This window comes from Rhizobium sp. FY34 (assembly GCF_005222845.1).
Lineage (GTDB): Bacteria > Pseudomonadota > Alphaproteobacteria > Rhizobiales > Rhizobiaceae > Neorhizobium.
The window spans coordinates 172317-186696 of the sequence record NZ_STFZ01000001.1; the positions used below are offsets into that span (position 1 = coordinate 172317).

A 14380-nucleotide genomic window follows, 5' to 3' on the forward strand; every position below is an offset into this window, starting at 1 on the left:
TTTACTGGGGAATTTCGCTTCATTCCAAGCGTAGAAAATGCTTCGGATAACATGGGAATCGATGTCTTGCCGAGACTGGCCAACCACCAATTTTCTTCGAAAAACATGCTGGGATGAACGATAATCAACAGTGACCGCAACTCCAAGATCAAAATGGCCTCAAAAGCGGCAAACTCCTGAGGGATCGACAAATGAAAACGCTTATCAGAGCTACTGGATTAATCCTGGCCATAGCATCGGCGGGGACGAGTTGGGCGGCCGACATCAAGATCGGTGAAATCAACAGCTATTCCAGCCTGCCGGCCTTTACCGAACCCTACAAGAAGGGTTGGGAAATGGCGGTTGAGGAAATCAACGCAGCCGGCGGCATCAAGGGCCAGAAGCTCGTCGTCGTGTCCAAGGATGACGGCGGCAAGCCGGGCGATGCGTTGACGGCTGCTAATGAACTGGTGTCGAAAGAAGGCGTCGTCATGGTGACCGGCTCCTTCTTTTCCAATGTCGGTCTCGCGGTTGCCGATTTTGCCAAGCAGAAAAAGGTCTTCTATCTGGCCGCCGAGCCGCTGACGGATGCGCTCGTCTGGTCGAAGGGCAATGATTACACCTTCCGCCTGCGGCCTTCAAACTATGTGCAGGCATCGATGCTGGCGCAGGAAGCCGCCAAATTGCCGGCCAAGCGCTGGGCAACGATTGCCCCGAACTACGAATATGGCCAGAGCGCCGTCGCCGTCTTCAAGGAACTGTTACAGAAGGCCCGCCCGGATGTGGAGTTTGTAGCTGAGCAATGGCCGCCGCAGGGCAAGATCGACGCAGGCTCCGTGGCTCAGGCCATCGAAGCTGCCAAGCCCGAGGCCATTTTGAATGTCACCTTTGGCGCCGACCTGGTTAAGCTGGTGCGCGAAGGCACGACCCGCGAACTGTTCAAGGATCGCTCCGTCGTGTCCTTCCTGACGGGTGAGCCGGAATACCTCGATCCCTTGCAGGCCGATGCACCTGTGGGTTGGATCGTCACCGGCTATCCCTGGTCGTCGATCGATACGGCTGACCACAAGAAGTTCCTCGACGCCTATATGGCACGCTACAAGGATTACCCGCGTCTCGGTTCGGTTGTCGGCTATTCGCTGATCAAGTCGGCCGCGGCAATCCTCGAACGCTCCAAATCCACGCAGGTCGATGATCTGATCACCGCTGCCAAAGGCGTAACCTTCGATACGCCCTTTGGCCCTGCATCCTTCCGCGCCGCTGATCATCAGTCGACGCTCGGTGCCTTTGTCGGCAAAACGGCGGTGAAGGACGGAAAAGGCGTGATGGTGGATTTCAAGTACCAGAGCGGCAGCGACTTCCTGCCCAGCGAAGCGGAAGCAGCAAAGCTTCGCCCCTGAAAACGGCTGAAGGCGCCGTGGCCCGTGTCGCGTCGCCTTTGCCTGCCGTTTCGTCCAGCGCCCGGCAATACCAGCTGTTTGACAGCTGAGGTTTAGGCGCCCCAGGAGATATGCATGGATCTTTATGTTGTTCAATTTCTGACGGGATTGGCAAACGCAGCCTCGTTGTTTCTCGTTGCCTCCGGGCTTTCCCTGATTTTCGGCGTGACGCGTATCGTCAATTTCGCCCATGGCGCCTTCTATATGCTGGGCGCTTACATCGCCTACAGCCTGACGGTCCGTTGGCAAACGCCTTTGGGGTTCTGGGCAGCGCTTCTGGTTGCATCAGCTGCCGTTGCCGTTGTCGGCGTCATTATCGAAACGCTGCTGCTGCGGCGTATCTACAATGCCCCGGAATTGCTCCAACTGCTGGCAACCTTCGGCATCACGCTGATTGCCGAAGATGCGGTTCGCCTGATCTGGGGGCCGGAAGATCTGGTCGGGCCGCGGGCTGCGGGCCTGTCGGGCGCCGTCTCTATTCTCGGCAACGCCATGCCGATCTATGATTTTGTGCTCATCCTGCTTGGGCCTCTCGTTTTCGGCCTGCTCTGGCTGTTGTTGCACCGTTCCCGCTGGGGGCTTCTGGTACGGGCCGCCACGCAGGACCGCGACATGGTCAATGCGCTCGGCGTCAACCAGAAATGGCTTTTTACCGGCGTCTTTGCGCTCGGCGTCTTTCTCGCAGCCTTTGGCGGCGGGCTGCAGATCCCGCGCGATGCGGTCACGCATTTCATGGATCTGTCGATTATTACTGAAGTCTTCGTCATCGTCGTCATCGGCGGTCTGGGCAGTATTGGCGGCGCCTTTCTGGCGGCCATTATCGTGTCGCAGCTCAACGCCTTTGGCATTCTCATCCTGCCCGGCATTTCGCTGGTTCTGATGTTTGCCGTCATGGCCGTTGTGCTCGTGCTGCGCCCCTGGGGATTACTCGGCAAACAGGTCGTGCGGTCGCGCATCGCGGCCTTGCCGGATGTTGGCGCCTGGAAGCCGTTTGACAGAACGGGTCGCCTGGCCGTTTCGCTTGCAGTTTTCCTGGCTGTCCTCTTGCCTTTCCTTCTCGGAGATTATGGCATCAGCGTCGCCTCGGAAGTGATGATCGCGATTATCTTTGCCATCAGCCTGCAGTTCCTGATGTCGGTCGGCGGTCTCGATTCATTCGGCCACGCAGCAAATCTCGGGCTTGGCGCCTATGGTGCCGCACTCTGCGTCCAGTATTTCGGCATGTCGATGGAACTGGCCATGCTGACCGGACCGCTGATTGCCGCTGCCTTTGCGGTCGTTGCCGGCTGGTTCTGTGTTCGGCTGTCCAACATCTATTTTGCCATGCTGACGCTTGCCTATGCGCAGATCCTCTGGTCCATCGTGTTCCAATGGGTGGATCTGACGGGCGGAGACAACGGCATTGTCGGTGTCTGGCCGTCGGAATGGGCTGCAAGCCCGAATGCTTATTACTGGCTGACGACCGCCTGTGCCGTCGGTGTCGTGCTGGCCATCCGTTATCTGACCTTTTCGCCCTTCGGCTACAGCCTGCGCGCCTTGCGGGACAGTCCTATGCGCTCGGCAACGATCGGCATTTCGCAGCGCCATATCCAGCATGTGGCTTTCGTCATCAGTGCCTTCTTTGCTGGTCTCGCCGGCGTGCTGTTTGCCTTTCAGAAGGGCAGCATCTTTCCCGATGCTCTGGGAATTTCCACCTCGGTCGATGGGTTGATCATGGTTCTCCTGGGCGGCTTCAATACCGTCTCGGGCAGTGTGGTCGGCGCCGTCGTCTACAAGGTGTCCTCCATCTGGCTGATGAGCAATACGGATTTCCCGCGCCTCATCCTCGGTTCGGTCATTGTCGTGCTCGTCGTGCTTTTCCCGCAGGGCATTGTCGGCACCAGCCAGCGCCTGCTCGAAACATGGAGGACGAGGCGAAGGCTTGGCGAGGCTAATGTCGGCGCACCGGCGCAAAAGGGAGGCGTGGCATGAGCGATGCTTTGCTGACAGTCGAGAACCTCTCGAAGAGCTATCAGGGTGTGAAGGCCGTGCAGGGCGTTTCCTTGGCGGTGGCTCCCGGCGAGCTTCTGGCTATGATCGGGCCGAACGGGGCTGGAAAGAGCAGTTGCTTCAATATGCTGAACGGCCAGATCAAGCCGGATACCGGCCGCATCCGCATCTGCGGCAAGGATACGACGGGGCTTTCGCCGGAGCGGATTTCACGGCTCGGTGTCGGGCGCACCTTCCAGGTGGCTGAAACCTTCCTGTCGATGACGGTGCGCGAAAATGTGCAACTGGCAATCCAGAGCGCCCGGCACGGAACGCTGTCGCTGCAATCGTTTTTCGGCAATCTGGGGCGCAAGTCCGCTGCCGAGGCCGATGATATCCTCGATCTGATCGGGCTTTTGGGCGAGGCCGGGCGGTCCTGTCGGGAACTGCCCTATGGCGATATCAAGCGGCTGGAACTGGCCATTGCGCTTGCCGGCGATCCGAAGCTTCTGCTGATGGATGAGCCGGCGGCCGGCATGGCCACGCGCGAGCGCATGCTGTTGATGCGCCTGACATCGCGCATCGCCAAGGAAAGGCAATTGGCGGTGCTGTTTACCGAGCATGACATGGACATTGTCTTCGAGCATGCGGATCGGATCATCGTTCTCAATCGCGGTCAGGTGATCGCGGAAGGTCCGCCCGTCGATGTGCGCATGAATGCCGATGTCCAGGCTGTCTATCTGGGCTCGGGCGCCCTTTACAAGCAGGAGCATTGAGCCATGCTGGAAGTTGCAAAGCTGAATAGCTGGTATGGTCCGGCCCATATTCTGTTTGATGTGAACCTCAATGTCATGGCAGGCGAGGTCGTGGCATTGCTGGGGCGAAACGGCGCTGGCAAGTCAACGACGATGAAATCGATCATCGGGCTGGTAAACCGCCGCGAGGGCCGGCTTGTGTTTCGCAATGACGAGATTTCGAATCTGGCGCCTTTCGAAATTTCCCGCAAAGGCTTGGGCTATGTGCCCGAGGATCGACGCATTTTCACGGAATTGACCGTCGAGGAAAATCTCGAGGTCGGGCGCCAGCCGGCACGCGAGGGCGGCAATGCCTGGACGCCGGATCGGATCTATACGCTGTTTCCCAATCTGGCCGAAATGCGCAAGCGACCGGCCGGGCGCATGAGCGGCGGCGAACAGCAGATGCTGACCATTGGCCGCACGCTGATGGGCAATCCCTATCTTGTCCTTCTGGACGAGCCTTCGGAAGGTATCGCGCCGAAAATCGTCGAGCAGATGGCCGAGGCGATTATTCTCCTGAAGCGGGAAGGTGTTTCCGTCCTGTTGTCGGAGCAGAATCTGCATTTTGCCCGGCTGATCAGCGACCGCTGCTACATTCTCGAAAAGGGCATCACCCAGTTTTCCGGTACTGTCGCTGAACTCGACAGCCGTCCGGATCTGCGCGAAACCTATCTGGCGCTATAGGATAGACCGCGACCATACAGCCAATGCCGGCGATGGGGCGCAGAGCCGCCCTATTGTCCGGCACGCGTGAGGGTGCAAAAGCTGATCTGGAATTCCAGGCCCTCCGGGGCAAATGTCTTACTGATCTGCGGGTCATAACAGCCTGGGAAGGCATTTCGGATCAGCTTTGAACCAAAGCCTTCGCGCTCCGGTGCGCTGACCGGCGGGCCGCCGCGCTCCTGCCAGATCAGCGAAATCCGATCCGCGTTCTTTTGCCAGCCGATGGTGAGATGCCCACCCGGCGTAGAAAGGCATCCGTATTTCAGGGCATTGGTCCCAAGTTCATGCAGGATGAGTGAAAGAGCGACAGCGACGTCTGGCTCCAGTTGCAAGGGTGGCCCGTCCAGTGTGATTGGTCCACCATCTGCCGCACCATAGGGCTTCATCACGCGTGCGATGACTTCTGAGAGGTCCGCACGCTGTCCGTCTTCCGAAAGCAGCGCATCGTAACCGCCGGCCAACGCACTCACACGGCTTTGGAAACTGGCGATTTCCTGCTCCTGGCCGCGAAATGTCTGGCGCGCAATGGCTTGCAGCACCGCCAGCGTGTTCTTGATTCGGTGTGAGAGTTCACGCGCCATCAGCCTGCGCTTTTCCTCGGCCGTCATAGACGCCTGCCGGCGCAACTCCAACTCATCGAGAAGACCATCGACGGAGGCACCAACCACGCCAAGTTCACCGTAAAGTCCCGCCATTCCGGTGCGGGCCATATAGTCGCCCTCGCGCCAACGACTGACCACATTCACGACCTGATGGATCGGCTCGACAACGAAGCGGCGCCCCAGATAGGTGGCGGCCAGGAAGGCAAACAGACCGCCCGAAACCAACATGATGAGCCCTGTGATCGTCGCTTGGTTGACCGGTTTGAGAGCTACGTCCTTTGAGATTCCGGTGCTGACGTAAAACGGATTGTCCTGTTTTACGGGCTGGTATCCGATAATGCGCTCCGTCCCGTCGTCGTCAGTTTCCTCCAGCGTGCCGGGACCTGCAGCGTTTATCAGATGGCTATATTGGCTGGGGATCGTGTTTCCGACAAAGCGCTGTGGATCGGGATTGCGGGCGATGATGACGCCCTTGCGATCGGTAACGGTGATGAAGCTGCTTTCCGGCAGTGTTCGCTGTGAAATTCTGCTTTGCAGCCATTCAAGGCGCATGCCTGTGGCAATGACGCCAATCACCTCGTCGCCGCGCTTCAGCCGAAGCGCCAAAGGCAGGATCGGTTGGCTGGAGACCCGTGCAACCGTATATTCGCCGACAACGACTTGATCGGTCTGAAATGCCTCGCGCACATAGTCGCGGTCGGAAAAATCCATGCCGCTCGCCCAGCCCATATTGTCGCAGATCAGCTTGCCATGTGTGTCGAGCACGATGATGTTGCGCACAAGCGTGAGCCTGGTCGCTACCGTCTCCAGCGCTGCGTCGCAGGCTGCGTGGTCATTGCCGGATATCGCGGGAATGGCGGCGGTTGCATTCAAAATGCCGCGCAAGCCCTCCAATGCCGTCGAAATTTCAGACGCGATCTGTTGTGCCGAGCGGGTGGTCTGACGGTGTATTTCCCCGTGGCGTATCTTACGGGCTTGTACCTCGTTGTAACCCACCATGCCAAGCGCTGGCAGCAGAGCCGTAAGCGTAATTGCAACCAGGCGAGTCTTCATGATCCTACCCCAGCGCAAATCAAGCAGCGCGATATCATGCCCACAACTATAACGTATATCTGGCTGGCAAAAGTACCAAATTAGCGAGCATGAATAAGTCATGCCTGAAGGTTAGGTCGCAGGTCAAGATGGTCACACGTTGCCGACGATTCCGGCAAGGCCTTCGCCACGTGGATCGTGCGCGCCAGTAATAGTGCCATCGGTATCGATCCGGATGACGCCGGCCTGGCCAAAGAGCGGCGAAAGGGCGGGAAGTTCGGCCACTTCATGGCCAAGCGTCTGCAGCCGAGCCATCGCCTCACCCCCAAGCGATCCTTCCAGTTTCAGGCTGTCACGGCTGTCCGAAAAGGTACGCCCCAACAGGAAACGCGGCTGGGCAAGCGCCTCTTGCGGGCTGAGGTCAAGATCGATGAGGCCGGTGAGAAGAACCGCAAGCGTCTGCGGCTGTCCGTCGGCACCCTGTGTGCCGTAGAGCAGGTGAGGGTGCCCGTCTTTGAGCGCCATGCCAGGATTGAGCGTATAGAACGGCCGTTTGCCCGGTGCCAGGCCGTTGGGATGGTTTGCATCGGTCGAAAAGGCCGCCCCGCGGTTTTGCCAGAGAATGCCGGTATCGCCCACCATGACGCCGCTTCCCCAGTCGAAATAGGTGCTTTGAAGCACGCTGGCAGAGCGCCCTTCCTTGTCTGTCACGGCAAAGAAAACCGTGTCGCCATGCTGGTAGGTTACTGGCCAGGCAAGGGCATGGCCCGGATCGATTGCCGCTGCCTTGCCGGCTAGACGCTCGGGGTCGAGAAGGTTGTCCAAGTCTTGGCTTGCCCAGTCCGGGTCGGCAATCTGGCCACGATCGAGAAAGGCCTGCTTTACGGCCTCCACCAGAAGGTGGTAGCGCGCAGCGTCGCCGGCCTGCAAAGCGGCAAGGTTAAAATGGTTGAGAATGCCCATGATGGACAGTGTTGACGCACCTTGCGTGGGTGCCGGTGGGGCAAGCAGTGTGAGGTCCCGGTAGTGGATCGAGATTGGATCGACCTCACGCGTGCGGGTGGCCGCCAGATCTTCTGCTGTAAGAGGCGAACCAACGGTCTGTAGTCCGTCCGCAATCCGTTGCGCAAGTCGGCCCTGGTAGAAGGATCTGGGTCCGTCGCTTGCCAGCATGGACAGGCTATAGGCAAGCTGCGGCTGACGAAACGGCTTATCTGCGCTGACCGAGCCGAAATTTTCGGAAAAGCCGGGCCAATCGGCACATTCCTTTGCGCGAAAATCCAGCCAGAATGCTTGAGATGCGCTTGCGGCAAAGCCCTTGCTTGCATGCCCGATTGCGGGCTGCAAAAGGTTTGAGAAGGCGATGCGTCCGTCCCAGTGCTCTTTCGCATAGGCCAGCGCGTGGCCCCAGCTATCGACAACGCAGGCCGAGGTGAGCGTCGATTGCGGTCCGCGAAGGGGGACGGATCCCGAAAACACCGGCAGGTTTTGCGCCGCTTGGCCAATGCCGAGAAAGCATGAACGCCTGCCCTCGCGGTCTGCGACGAGCCAAACGGCATCGCCGCCCAAACCGCAGAAATGAGGCATGGTGACGCAAAGCGCAGCCGCCGTGGCAATGGCGGCCTCGATAGCATTGCCGCCGGAGCGCAGAACGGCAAGTCCGGCCTGAGTGGCTAGCGGATGGGGGCTGGTGACCATGCCGTCCCGAAGGCTGTCTTCCTGCCGTGTCTCGTCTGTCATGCCTGTCATCCCTTGTCATGCCGTGCTGTGCTTATGCAGCCAGCAAGCCCTATGCCACGATCTTCAAGGCCGGTGACTCGGCGGCGCCTGTTTATCATGCATCGCTCGGCATCAATTGCATGCACTTTTCTTGCGCAACATGCCGCAGATCAGGCTTGCTGTCGATACTTGCTGCACATGGACGGTCCACTGTCTTGTGGTGTCGAGCAAGTGTCGTGTAAGGCATTGGCATGGGTGACGGACAAAAAACCAAACGTGGACAGGGTGATCGCCTGGCGCAGATCTGCACGGCCATTCGCCGGGCCATTCTGGATCGCGCACTGCGCCCCGGAGACCGGTTGCCGGAAGATACGCTTGGCGAGCGCTTCGGCGCGAGCCGCACGATCGCCCGGCATGCGCTCGGTCAGTTGGCGGCTGAAGGTCTTGTCGATCTGCGGCGCAACCGCATGGCGGTCGTGGCCATCCCATCACTTGATGAGGCGCGCGACATTTTTGACCTGCGTGTGGTGCTGGAGCGGCAGGTTGTGCTCAATCTGGCAGGACGGTTGACCGCCCAGCAGATGCGCCAGTTGCAGGCGCTGGTGGATGCCGAGCACAAGGCCCGACATGGCGAGGATGGCATGTCGATCCGGCTGGCGACCGAGTTCCACGTCAAGCTGGCGGAAATGACCGGGAAGTCTATCCTCATCCGCTATGTAACCGAGATATGTTACCGCGCTGGCCTTGCTCTGTCGGCATTTGGCCGGCCTCACTCGTCCGATTGCGCCGTCAGCGAGCATCTTGATCTGATCGAGGCCATCCGCACCGGCCCGCCGGAAAAGGCCGCCGATCTGATGGAGGCGCATCTTGAAGCGGTGGCGGGCAGGGCTTTGCTTCACGCCGCCGATGCCCGCAATCGCGACCTGATGGAAATACTCGCGCCCTATGCGGAGCCGGGCTGACGGGCGATGTACGGGTCGAGGATCCATTCGGCGCTGTCATTCCAAACATCTGTCTCGACAATCAGTCCATCCCGAACCACAAAGCGGTCAACATAGCGATTGTGGTCGAAGGCCGTGCCATCCGGCCAGGCGCCGTATAGATAGCCGAGGCTGTAGATGATTGTTTCCGTATCGCCCGGCACCACATCATATCGCTCGATCCGCTTCTTCACCCATTGATAACGCGCGGCATTGAAACCGGTCGGGCCGCTAGGCGTGTCAAAATGCCGGTTGCCGGTGAACCGGCAGAGAAAATCTTGGGCGACGTGGCGGGCGGCGCGCACCGGGTCTGGCGCCATGGAGGCTTCGAGATAATCCTTCACGGTCTGGAGGTCGCGGTCGGCTTGCTGCGGCATGGAGGCAAATCCCTGTTGTCTGTTGATCGCAAAAGTGCATACACTTCTGCTTAACCGAATTGACGCCGGAGTGACAAGCATGGAGCCACAGCCGTCCTATGATCTCATCCTGCGCCGGGTGCGGCTATGGGGTGATCCCGATCCGATGGATGTGGCGGTGCATCAGGGGCGCATCGCCTGCATCGGCGTAGAGGCCGGCCAGGTAGGGCGCGTGGAAGAAGACTGCGACGGTCGGCTGCTGCTGCCGGGCCTGGTCGATAGCCATGTGCATCTCGACAAGGCCTGCCTTCTCTGTCGCTGCCGGGAGGCAGGCGGCGGCCTGAAAGGGGCCATTGCCGCGGTCTCGCAGCTCAAGCGAAGCTTTACGGTTGAAGATGTCTATGCGCGCGGCGCGCGTGTCATCGAGCAGGCGATTGCCTCTGGCACAATGCATATGCGAACGCATGTGGAGGTCGATCCACGTGCCGGTCTTCGCAGCTTTGACGCCATGAAGGCTCTGAAGCGCGATTACGCCTTTGGCCTTGATCTGACGATCTGCGTCTTTCCCCAGGAAGGGCTGACCAATGATCCGGGCACGCTGGAGCTTCTGGAGGAGGCGCTGGGTGACGGTGCCGATCTTCTGGGCGGCTGCCCCTATACCGATAGCGATCCATCCGGCCAGATGGAAACGCTGTTTGCCATGGCTGTCGCCCATCAGGTGGATCTCGATTTCCATCTGGATTTCGATCTCGATCCTTCCTGGTCGCATTTGGAGGAGATCTGCCGGCGAACGCAGGCAGCCGGCTGGCAGGGCCGCGTGACCGTTGGCCATGTGACCAAGCTCGCGGCCATGGATGATGCCGCTTTCGAGCGCCATGCAGCGATGCTTTTGGATTGCGGTGTCGGTGTGACCGCGCTGCCCTCGACGGATGTCTATCTCAACGGGCGTGATGCGGGCTACCGGGCGGTGCGCGGCGTGGCGCCGGTTCATCTGTTGGCCGCACGCGGAATTGCTGCGTCGATTGCCACCAACAATGTGCTGAACCCGTTCACGCCCTATGGCGATGCTTCGCTCATCCGAATGGCGAATTTCTATGCCAATGTTATGCAGATCGGTCCGGAAGGTTTCTCTGCCTGCCTTGAACTTGTGAGCCAGCAGCCGGCGCGGATGCTGCGTCTCACCGACTATGGCATTGCTGTCGGCAACCCGGCCAATCTCGTTCTTCTGGATGCCCGTGAGGAGACGGAAGCCTTTGGCGGCTTGGCGCAGCCATTGATGGGCTTTTATCGCGGCCGCAAAAGTTTCGCGCGGCCGGCCGCAAGTATCTTCAGGCCTACATAGTCACCCGCGCCGCGCCGGTTCTGTCTCTTTTTCATGGCCATCCTGCGATTTTGCTGTAAGGAAAAAGTGGCGCAAGGGAGTGATGGTGAAGAGCAGGGTCGATAATTCAGCCGAAAGCCGGCCGATGATCGTGGCAATGGCCGCGCTGCAAAGCGTGTTCATGCTCGCCCTGTTGATGCTGTCTGCCTATGACGGCGGGCGCCAGCCGCTTTGCGGGTCGCGTCTCGCCGTCTCGACGGGCACCACTGGCGTGGAGCCCGGCGCCATCGGCAAGCCGGACGGACTTCGTCAGCTGTTCGCTGCCGATCAGGCAGGCCGCAGCAAGGCGCGGCTGATCGATCCGCCGGATTTTTCTCTGTGCCGAACCTCCTGCCTAACCCTTCCCCGCTATAGCGCCGATCTTTCGGGGCAGCTTGCCCAGTTGCCGCTGGCCGGAGATGGATGCTGCGCCTTTGAGGCGCGCGCGCCGCCGGCCACGATCGCCTGACGATCACCGCCGAAGCCTCTTCGGCTTATCTGATTGCGCAGCTGCGGTACCTCATGCCCGCGCTGGCACTTATGCTGGAACATCATCTTGAAAAACTCCCCATGGAAGGTGGCGGGCTATCTGCTCGTCATCATCATTGGCATGCTCGTGGCCTTGCCCAACCTGTTGTCCGACAAGACACTGGCGCAGTGGCCGTCCTTTTTGCCCAGCCACAAGGTCTCGCTCGGGCTTGACCTTCGCGGCGGCTCGCATCTGGTTCTGGAAGTCGACCGCCCGTCGCTGGAAAGCGAATGGCTGCAAAGCTTGACGCAGGAGGCCCGCACCAGTCTGCGGGAGGCCAGCATCGAAACGCGTTCCATTCAGCGCCAGTCCGGCGCCGTGGTGGTGTCGCTTGCCGATCCGGCTAAGCGCGACAGCGCCCGTGACGTGCTGGCCAAGCTCAGCAGCCCGGTGTCTTCGGGCCTTGGTGCCGGCAGCGCCGAACTGGACATCACGACACGCGGCACGGATGCGATCCTTCTTGCGCCTTCGCAGGCGGGCATCGCCTACCGCATGAGCAATGCCGTTGATCAGAGCCTGGAAATCATTCGCCAGCGCGTCGATCAGGTTGGCGTGGCAGAGCCGACGATCCAGCGTGTCGGCGGTGACCGCGTGCTCGTGCAGCTGCCGGGCGAGCAGGACCCGTCCAACCTACGGGCGCTGCTGGGCTCCACAGCCAAGATGAGCTTCCATCTGCTGGGCCGCGAGGGCGAAGCTGGCGTGCGCGTCATGCAGGATGATCGCGGCCAATCCTATCCCGTCCAGGAGCGCGTGCTTCTGTCCGGTGACCGGCTGACCGATGCGCGCGTGGCCTTCGAGCCGCAGACCAATCAGCCGGTTGTCAGTTTCCGATTCGACCAGACTGGAGCGGCACGCTTTGCCGAAGTGACGAAGCAGAATGTCGGACAGCCCTTCGCCATCGTGCTCGACGGCAAGGTGCTGAGTGCGCCCGTCATCCGCGAGCCTATCACCGGCGGCGCTGGCCAGATTTCCGGTTCCTTCTCGGTGTCCGAGGCCAATACGCTTTCGGCGCTCTTGCGCGCCGGCGCGCTTCCGGCAAAGCTTACGGTGATCGAGGAGCGCACGGTGGGTGCTGACCTCGGCGGCGATGCCATCCAGATGGGCATTACCTCGGGCTTTATCGGCTTTGCGCTGGTGGTTGGTTTCATCATCGCGCTCTATGGTCGCTGGGGTATCCTCGCGGTCGTCGCGCTGACGCTCAATGTCATCCTCACCTTTGCGGGCCTCAGCATTGTTGGTGCAACGCTGACTTTGCCGGGTATTGCCGGTATCGTTCTCGGCATCGGTCTTGCGGTGGATGCCAATGTCCTTATCAACGAGCGCATCCGTGAGGAAAGCCGCAAGGGCAAGGGCGCCTTTGCGGCCATCGATCTCGGCTTCAGCAAGGCCTATTCGACCATCATCGACAGCAATGTCACGGCACTCATTGCCACAGTGTTGCTGTTCTGGTTCGGCTCCGGGCCTGTGCGCGGCTTTGCCGTCACAATGGGGCTTGGCATTGCCATTTCGATGTTCACGGCCGTCTCTGTTGTGCGGGTTGTCATGGTGGCGATTGCGAGGCGTCGCAAACTGAAGACGATCGATATTCGGCCGTTGATTTCGCTCGGTGTGATCCGTGACGGTACGAAAATCGATTTCATGAAGGCGCGTCTCGTCGGCATCGGCATTTCCGCTGTTCTATCGGTCTCCTCGATCATCCTGTTCATCACACCCGGCCTGAATTACGGGGTCGATTTCAAGGGCGGCATCCAGATCGAGGTCTCGACTGCAGCGCCGGCGGATCTCGGTCGATTCCGCTCGGGGCTGGAGAGCCTGGGACTGGGTGACGTGGCGCTGCAGGAATTCGGCGACCAGAATCATATCCTGCTGCGGCTTGAGCGTCAGCCGGGGCCGGAAACGGCGCAGACGGAGGCGGTTGAGCGCTTGCGCACTGAAATCGTCAAGATCGACCCTAGTTCCAAGATCGAGCGGACCGAAGTGGTCGGCCCGAAGGTGAGCGGCGAGCTTGCAGCCGCAGGTATCACCTCCGTGGTGCTCGCAAGCCTTGCCATGCTGATCTATATCTGGGTTCGCTTCGAATGGCCGTTTGCGGTAGGTGCCATCGTCACGCTCATCCTCGATGTGACGAAGACGGTCGGCTTCTTTGCGCTGACTGGCCTTGATTTCAACCTCACGGCCATCGCCGCTTTGCTAACGCTCGTCGGCTATTCGGTGAATGACAAGGTGGTCGTCTATGACCGCATGCGCGAAAACATGCGGCTCTATAAGTCCATGCCCTTCCGCGATCTGATCAACCTGTCGATTAACGAGACGCTGGCCCGCAGCCTCTACACCTCGGCGACGGCCTTTCTCGCCATGGTGCCGATGGCGATCTGGGGTGGCAGTGCGGTGGAAAGCTTTGCCGTGCCAATGGTGTTCGGCATCTTCATTGCCGCATCCTCGTCGGTCTTCATCGCCGCACCGATCCTGCTGTTTCTCGGCGATTGGCGTAACCGTCGGCGCGCAGAGCGCAAGGATGAGGCAGTGCTGCAGGCGGAAACAACCTGAGTATATCGGGCGGGCCGCGTTTGGCGCAGCCCGCCCTCTCGACTAGTTTGACGGTTTTGTGCTGGGACAGATGCCGATCGTATCGGCGTCGCTGCGCATGAAGGTCAGGCCCGCGCGCTCGAAAGATTGACGCAACTGGGCTTCCGTGGCCCGGTGAACCTCGTGCCGACTGCCCTCATAATCACGGATTGTGCTGCGCGAAACGCCGGACTGTTCAGCAAGGTCCGATTGTGTCCAATCGAGAAAGCCACGCGCCGCCCGGCACAGCGCCGGTGTCAATATCTTTGGGTTTTCGGGTTGACCCATTGGTCGAAGCTGCCCATATTGGTCGATATTGATCATATATGTG

At 60.1% G+C, this 14380-nt stretch carries 12 protein-coding genes; 8 read left to right on the forward strand and 4 right to left on the reverse strand.

The genetic code is table 11. From position 1 onward, the window contains the following. Window positions 1-191: 191 nt before the first annotated feature. The 4 genes from E8M77_RS00730 to E8M77_RS00745 all read left to right on the forward strand — a co-directional run bounded on the left by E8M77_RS00730 (window position 192) and on the right by E8M77_RS00745 (window position 4867). Window positions 192-1379, forward strand: a complete 1188-nt coding sequence (locus E8M77_RS00730; protein WP_137128687.1) for an ABC transporter substrate-binding protein — start codon at window positions 192-194, stop codon at window positions 1377-1379. A 114-nt stretch (window positions 1380-1493) separates the two neighbouring features. After that, the gene (locus E8M77_RS00735; RefSeq protein ID WP_137128688.1) at window positions 1494-3389 is read left to right on the forward strand and encodes an ABC transporter permease; all 1896 of its coding nucleotides are present in this window, start codon (window positions 1494-1496) and stop codon (window positions 3387-3389) included. Beyond that, the gene (locus E8M77_RS00740; RefSeq protein ID WP_137128689.1) at window positions 3386-4162 is read left to right on the forward strand and encodes an ABC transporter ATP-binding protein; all 777 of its coding nucleotides are present in this window, start codon (window positions 3386-3388) and stop codon (window positions 4160-4162) included. The genes E8M77_RS00735 and E8M77_RS00740 overlap by 4 nt, the downstream gene beginning before the upstream one ends. A gap of 3 nt (window positions 4163-4165) precedes the next feature. Next, a complete protein-coding gene (locus tag E8M77_RS00745; protein ID WP_137128690.1) occupies window positions 4166-4867 on the forward strand; it encodes an ABC transporter ATP-binding protein in 702 nt (233 codons plus the stop codon). 50 nt (window positions 4868-4917) lie between these two features. Here E8M77_RS00745 and E8M77_RS00750 read toward each other — a convergent pair whose 3' ends face one another. After that, window positions 4918-6561, reverse strand: coding sequence for a sensor histidine kinase (locus E8M77_RS00750; RefSeq protein WP_170975693.1), 1644 nt, complete (start codon window positions 6559-6561; stop codon window positions 4918-4920). A gap of 132 nt (window positions 6562-6693) precedes the next feature. Beyond that, window positions 6694-8238, reverse strand: a complete 1545-nt coding sequence (locus tag E8M77_RS00755) for a gamma-glutamyltransferase (protein ID WP_137128754.1) — start codon at window positions 8236-8238, stop codon at window positions 6694-6696. A gap of 272 nt (window positions 8239-8510) precedes the next feature. Here E8M77_RS00755 and E8M77_RS00760 point away from each other — a divergent pair, with 272 nt between their 5' ends. Further along, complete coding sequence (locus E8M77_RS00760; RefSeq protein WP_137128692.1) at window positions 8511-9221, forward strand: GntR family transcriptional regulator; 711 nt, start codon at window positions 8511-8513, stop codon at window positions 9219-9221. Here the strand turns inward: E8M77_RS00760 and E8M77_RS00765 are convergent. Then, complete coding sequence (locus E8M77_RS00765) at window positions 9203-9616, reverse strand: nuclear transport factor 2 family protein (RefSeq protein WP_137128693.1); 414 nt, start codon at window positions 9614-9616, stop codon at window positions 9203-9205. The genes E8M77_RS00760 and E8M77_RS00765 overlap by 19 nt on opposite strands. A gap of 79 nt (window positions 9617-9695) precedes the next feature. Between E8M77_RS00765 and E8M77_RS00770 the strand changes: the two genes are divergently transcribed. The 3 genes from E8M77_RS00770 (at window position 9696) to secD (ending at window position 14031) form a co-directional block, all read left to right on the forward strand. Beyond that, entirely contained in the window at window positions 9696-10937 is a 1242-nt protein-coding gene (locus tag E8M77_RS00770) for an amidohydrolase family protein (RefSeq protein WP_137128694.1), read from the forward strand. 85 nt (window positions 10938-11022) lie between these two features. Next, complete coding sequence (locus E8M77_RS00775) at window positions 11023-11424, forward strand: hypothetical protein (RefSeq protein WP_170975694.1); 402 nt, start codon at window positions 11023-11025, stop codon at window positions 11422-11424. A gap of 87 nt (window positions 11425-11511) precedes the next feature. Beyond that, window positions 11512-14031 carry a protein translocase subunit SecD gene (secD, locus tag E8M77_RS00780; RefSeq protein ID WP_137128696.1) on the forward strand — a complete coding sequence of 840 codons (2520 nt, stop codon included), beginning with the start codon at window positions 11512-11514 and terminating at the stop codon, window positions 14029-14031. A 42-nt stretch (window positions 14032-14073) separates the two neighbouring features. On the opposite strand, the gene E8M77_RS00785 is transcribed toward secD, so the two are convergent. Beyond that, on the reverse strand, window positions 14074-14373 hold the full coding sequence (locus E8M77_RS00785; protein ID WP_137128697.1) for a helix-turn-helix transcriptional regulator: 300 nt from the start codon (window positions 14371-14373) through the stop codon (window positions 14074-14076). Window positions 14374-14380 lie beyond the last annotated feature (7 nt).

Coding starts and splice junctions, on each gene's coding strand:
- E8M77_RS00755 (WP_137128754.1), bottom strand. CDS start 8,238: ATGGTCACCAGCCCCCATCCGCTAGCCACTCAGGCCGGACTTGCCGTT.
- E8M77_RS00735 (WP_137128688.1), top strand. CDS start 1,494: ATGGATCTTTATGTTGTTCAATTTCTGACGGGATTGGCAAACGCAGCC.
- E8M77_RS00740 (WP_137128689.1), top strand. CDS start 3,386: ATGAGCGATGCTTTGCTGACAGTCGAGAACCTCTCGAAGAGCTATCAG.
- E8M77_RS00760 (WP_137128692.1), top strand. CDS start 8,511: ATGGGTGACGGACAAAAAACCAAACGTGGACAGGGTGATCGCCTGGCG.
- E8M77_RS00770 (WP_137128694.1), top strand. CDS start 9,696: ATGGAGCCACAGCCGTCCTATGATCTCATCCTGCGCCGGGTGCGGCTA.
- E8M77_RS00745 (WP_137128690.1), top strand. CDS start 4,166: ATGCTGGAAGTTGCAAAGCTGAATAGCTGGTATGGTCCGGCCCATATT.
- E8M77_RS00785 (WP_137128697.1), bottom strand. CDS start 14,373: ATGATCAATATCGACCAATATGGGCAGCTTCGACCAATGGGTCAACCC.
- E8M77_RS00730 (WP_137128687.1), top strand. CDS start 192: ATGAAAACGCTTATCAGAGCTACTGGATTAATCCTGGCCATAGCATCG.
- E8M77_RS00750 (WP_170975693.1), bottom strand. CDS start 6,561: ATGAAGACTCGCCTGGTTGCAATTACGCTTACGGCTCTGCTGCCAGCG.
- E8M77_RS00765 (WP_137128693.1), bottom strand. CDS start 9,616: ATGCCGCAGCAAGCCGACCGCGACCTCCAGACCGTGAAGGATTATCTC.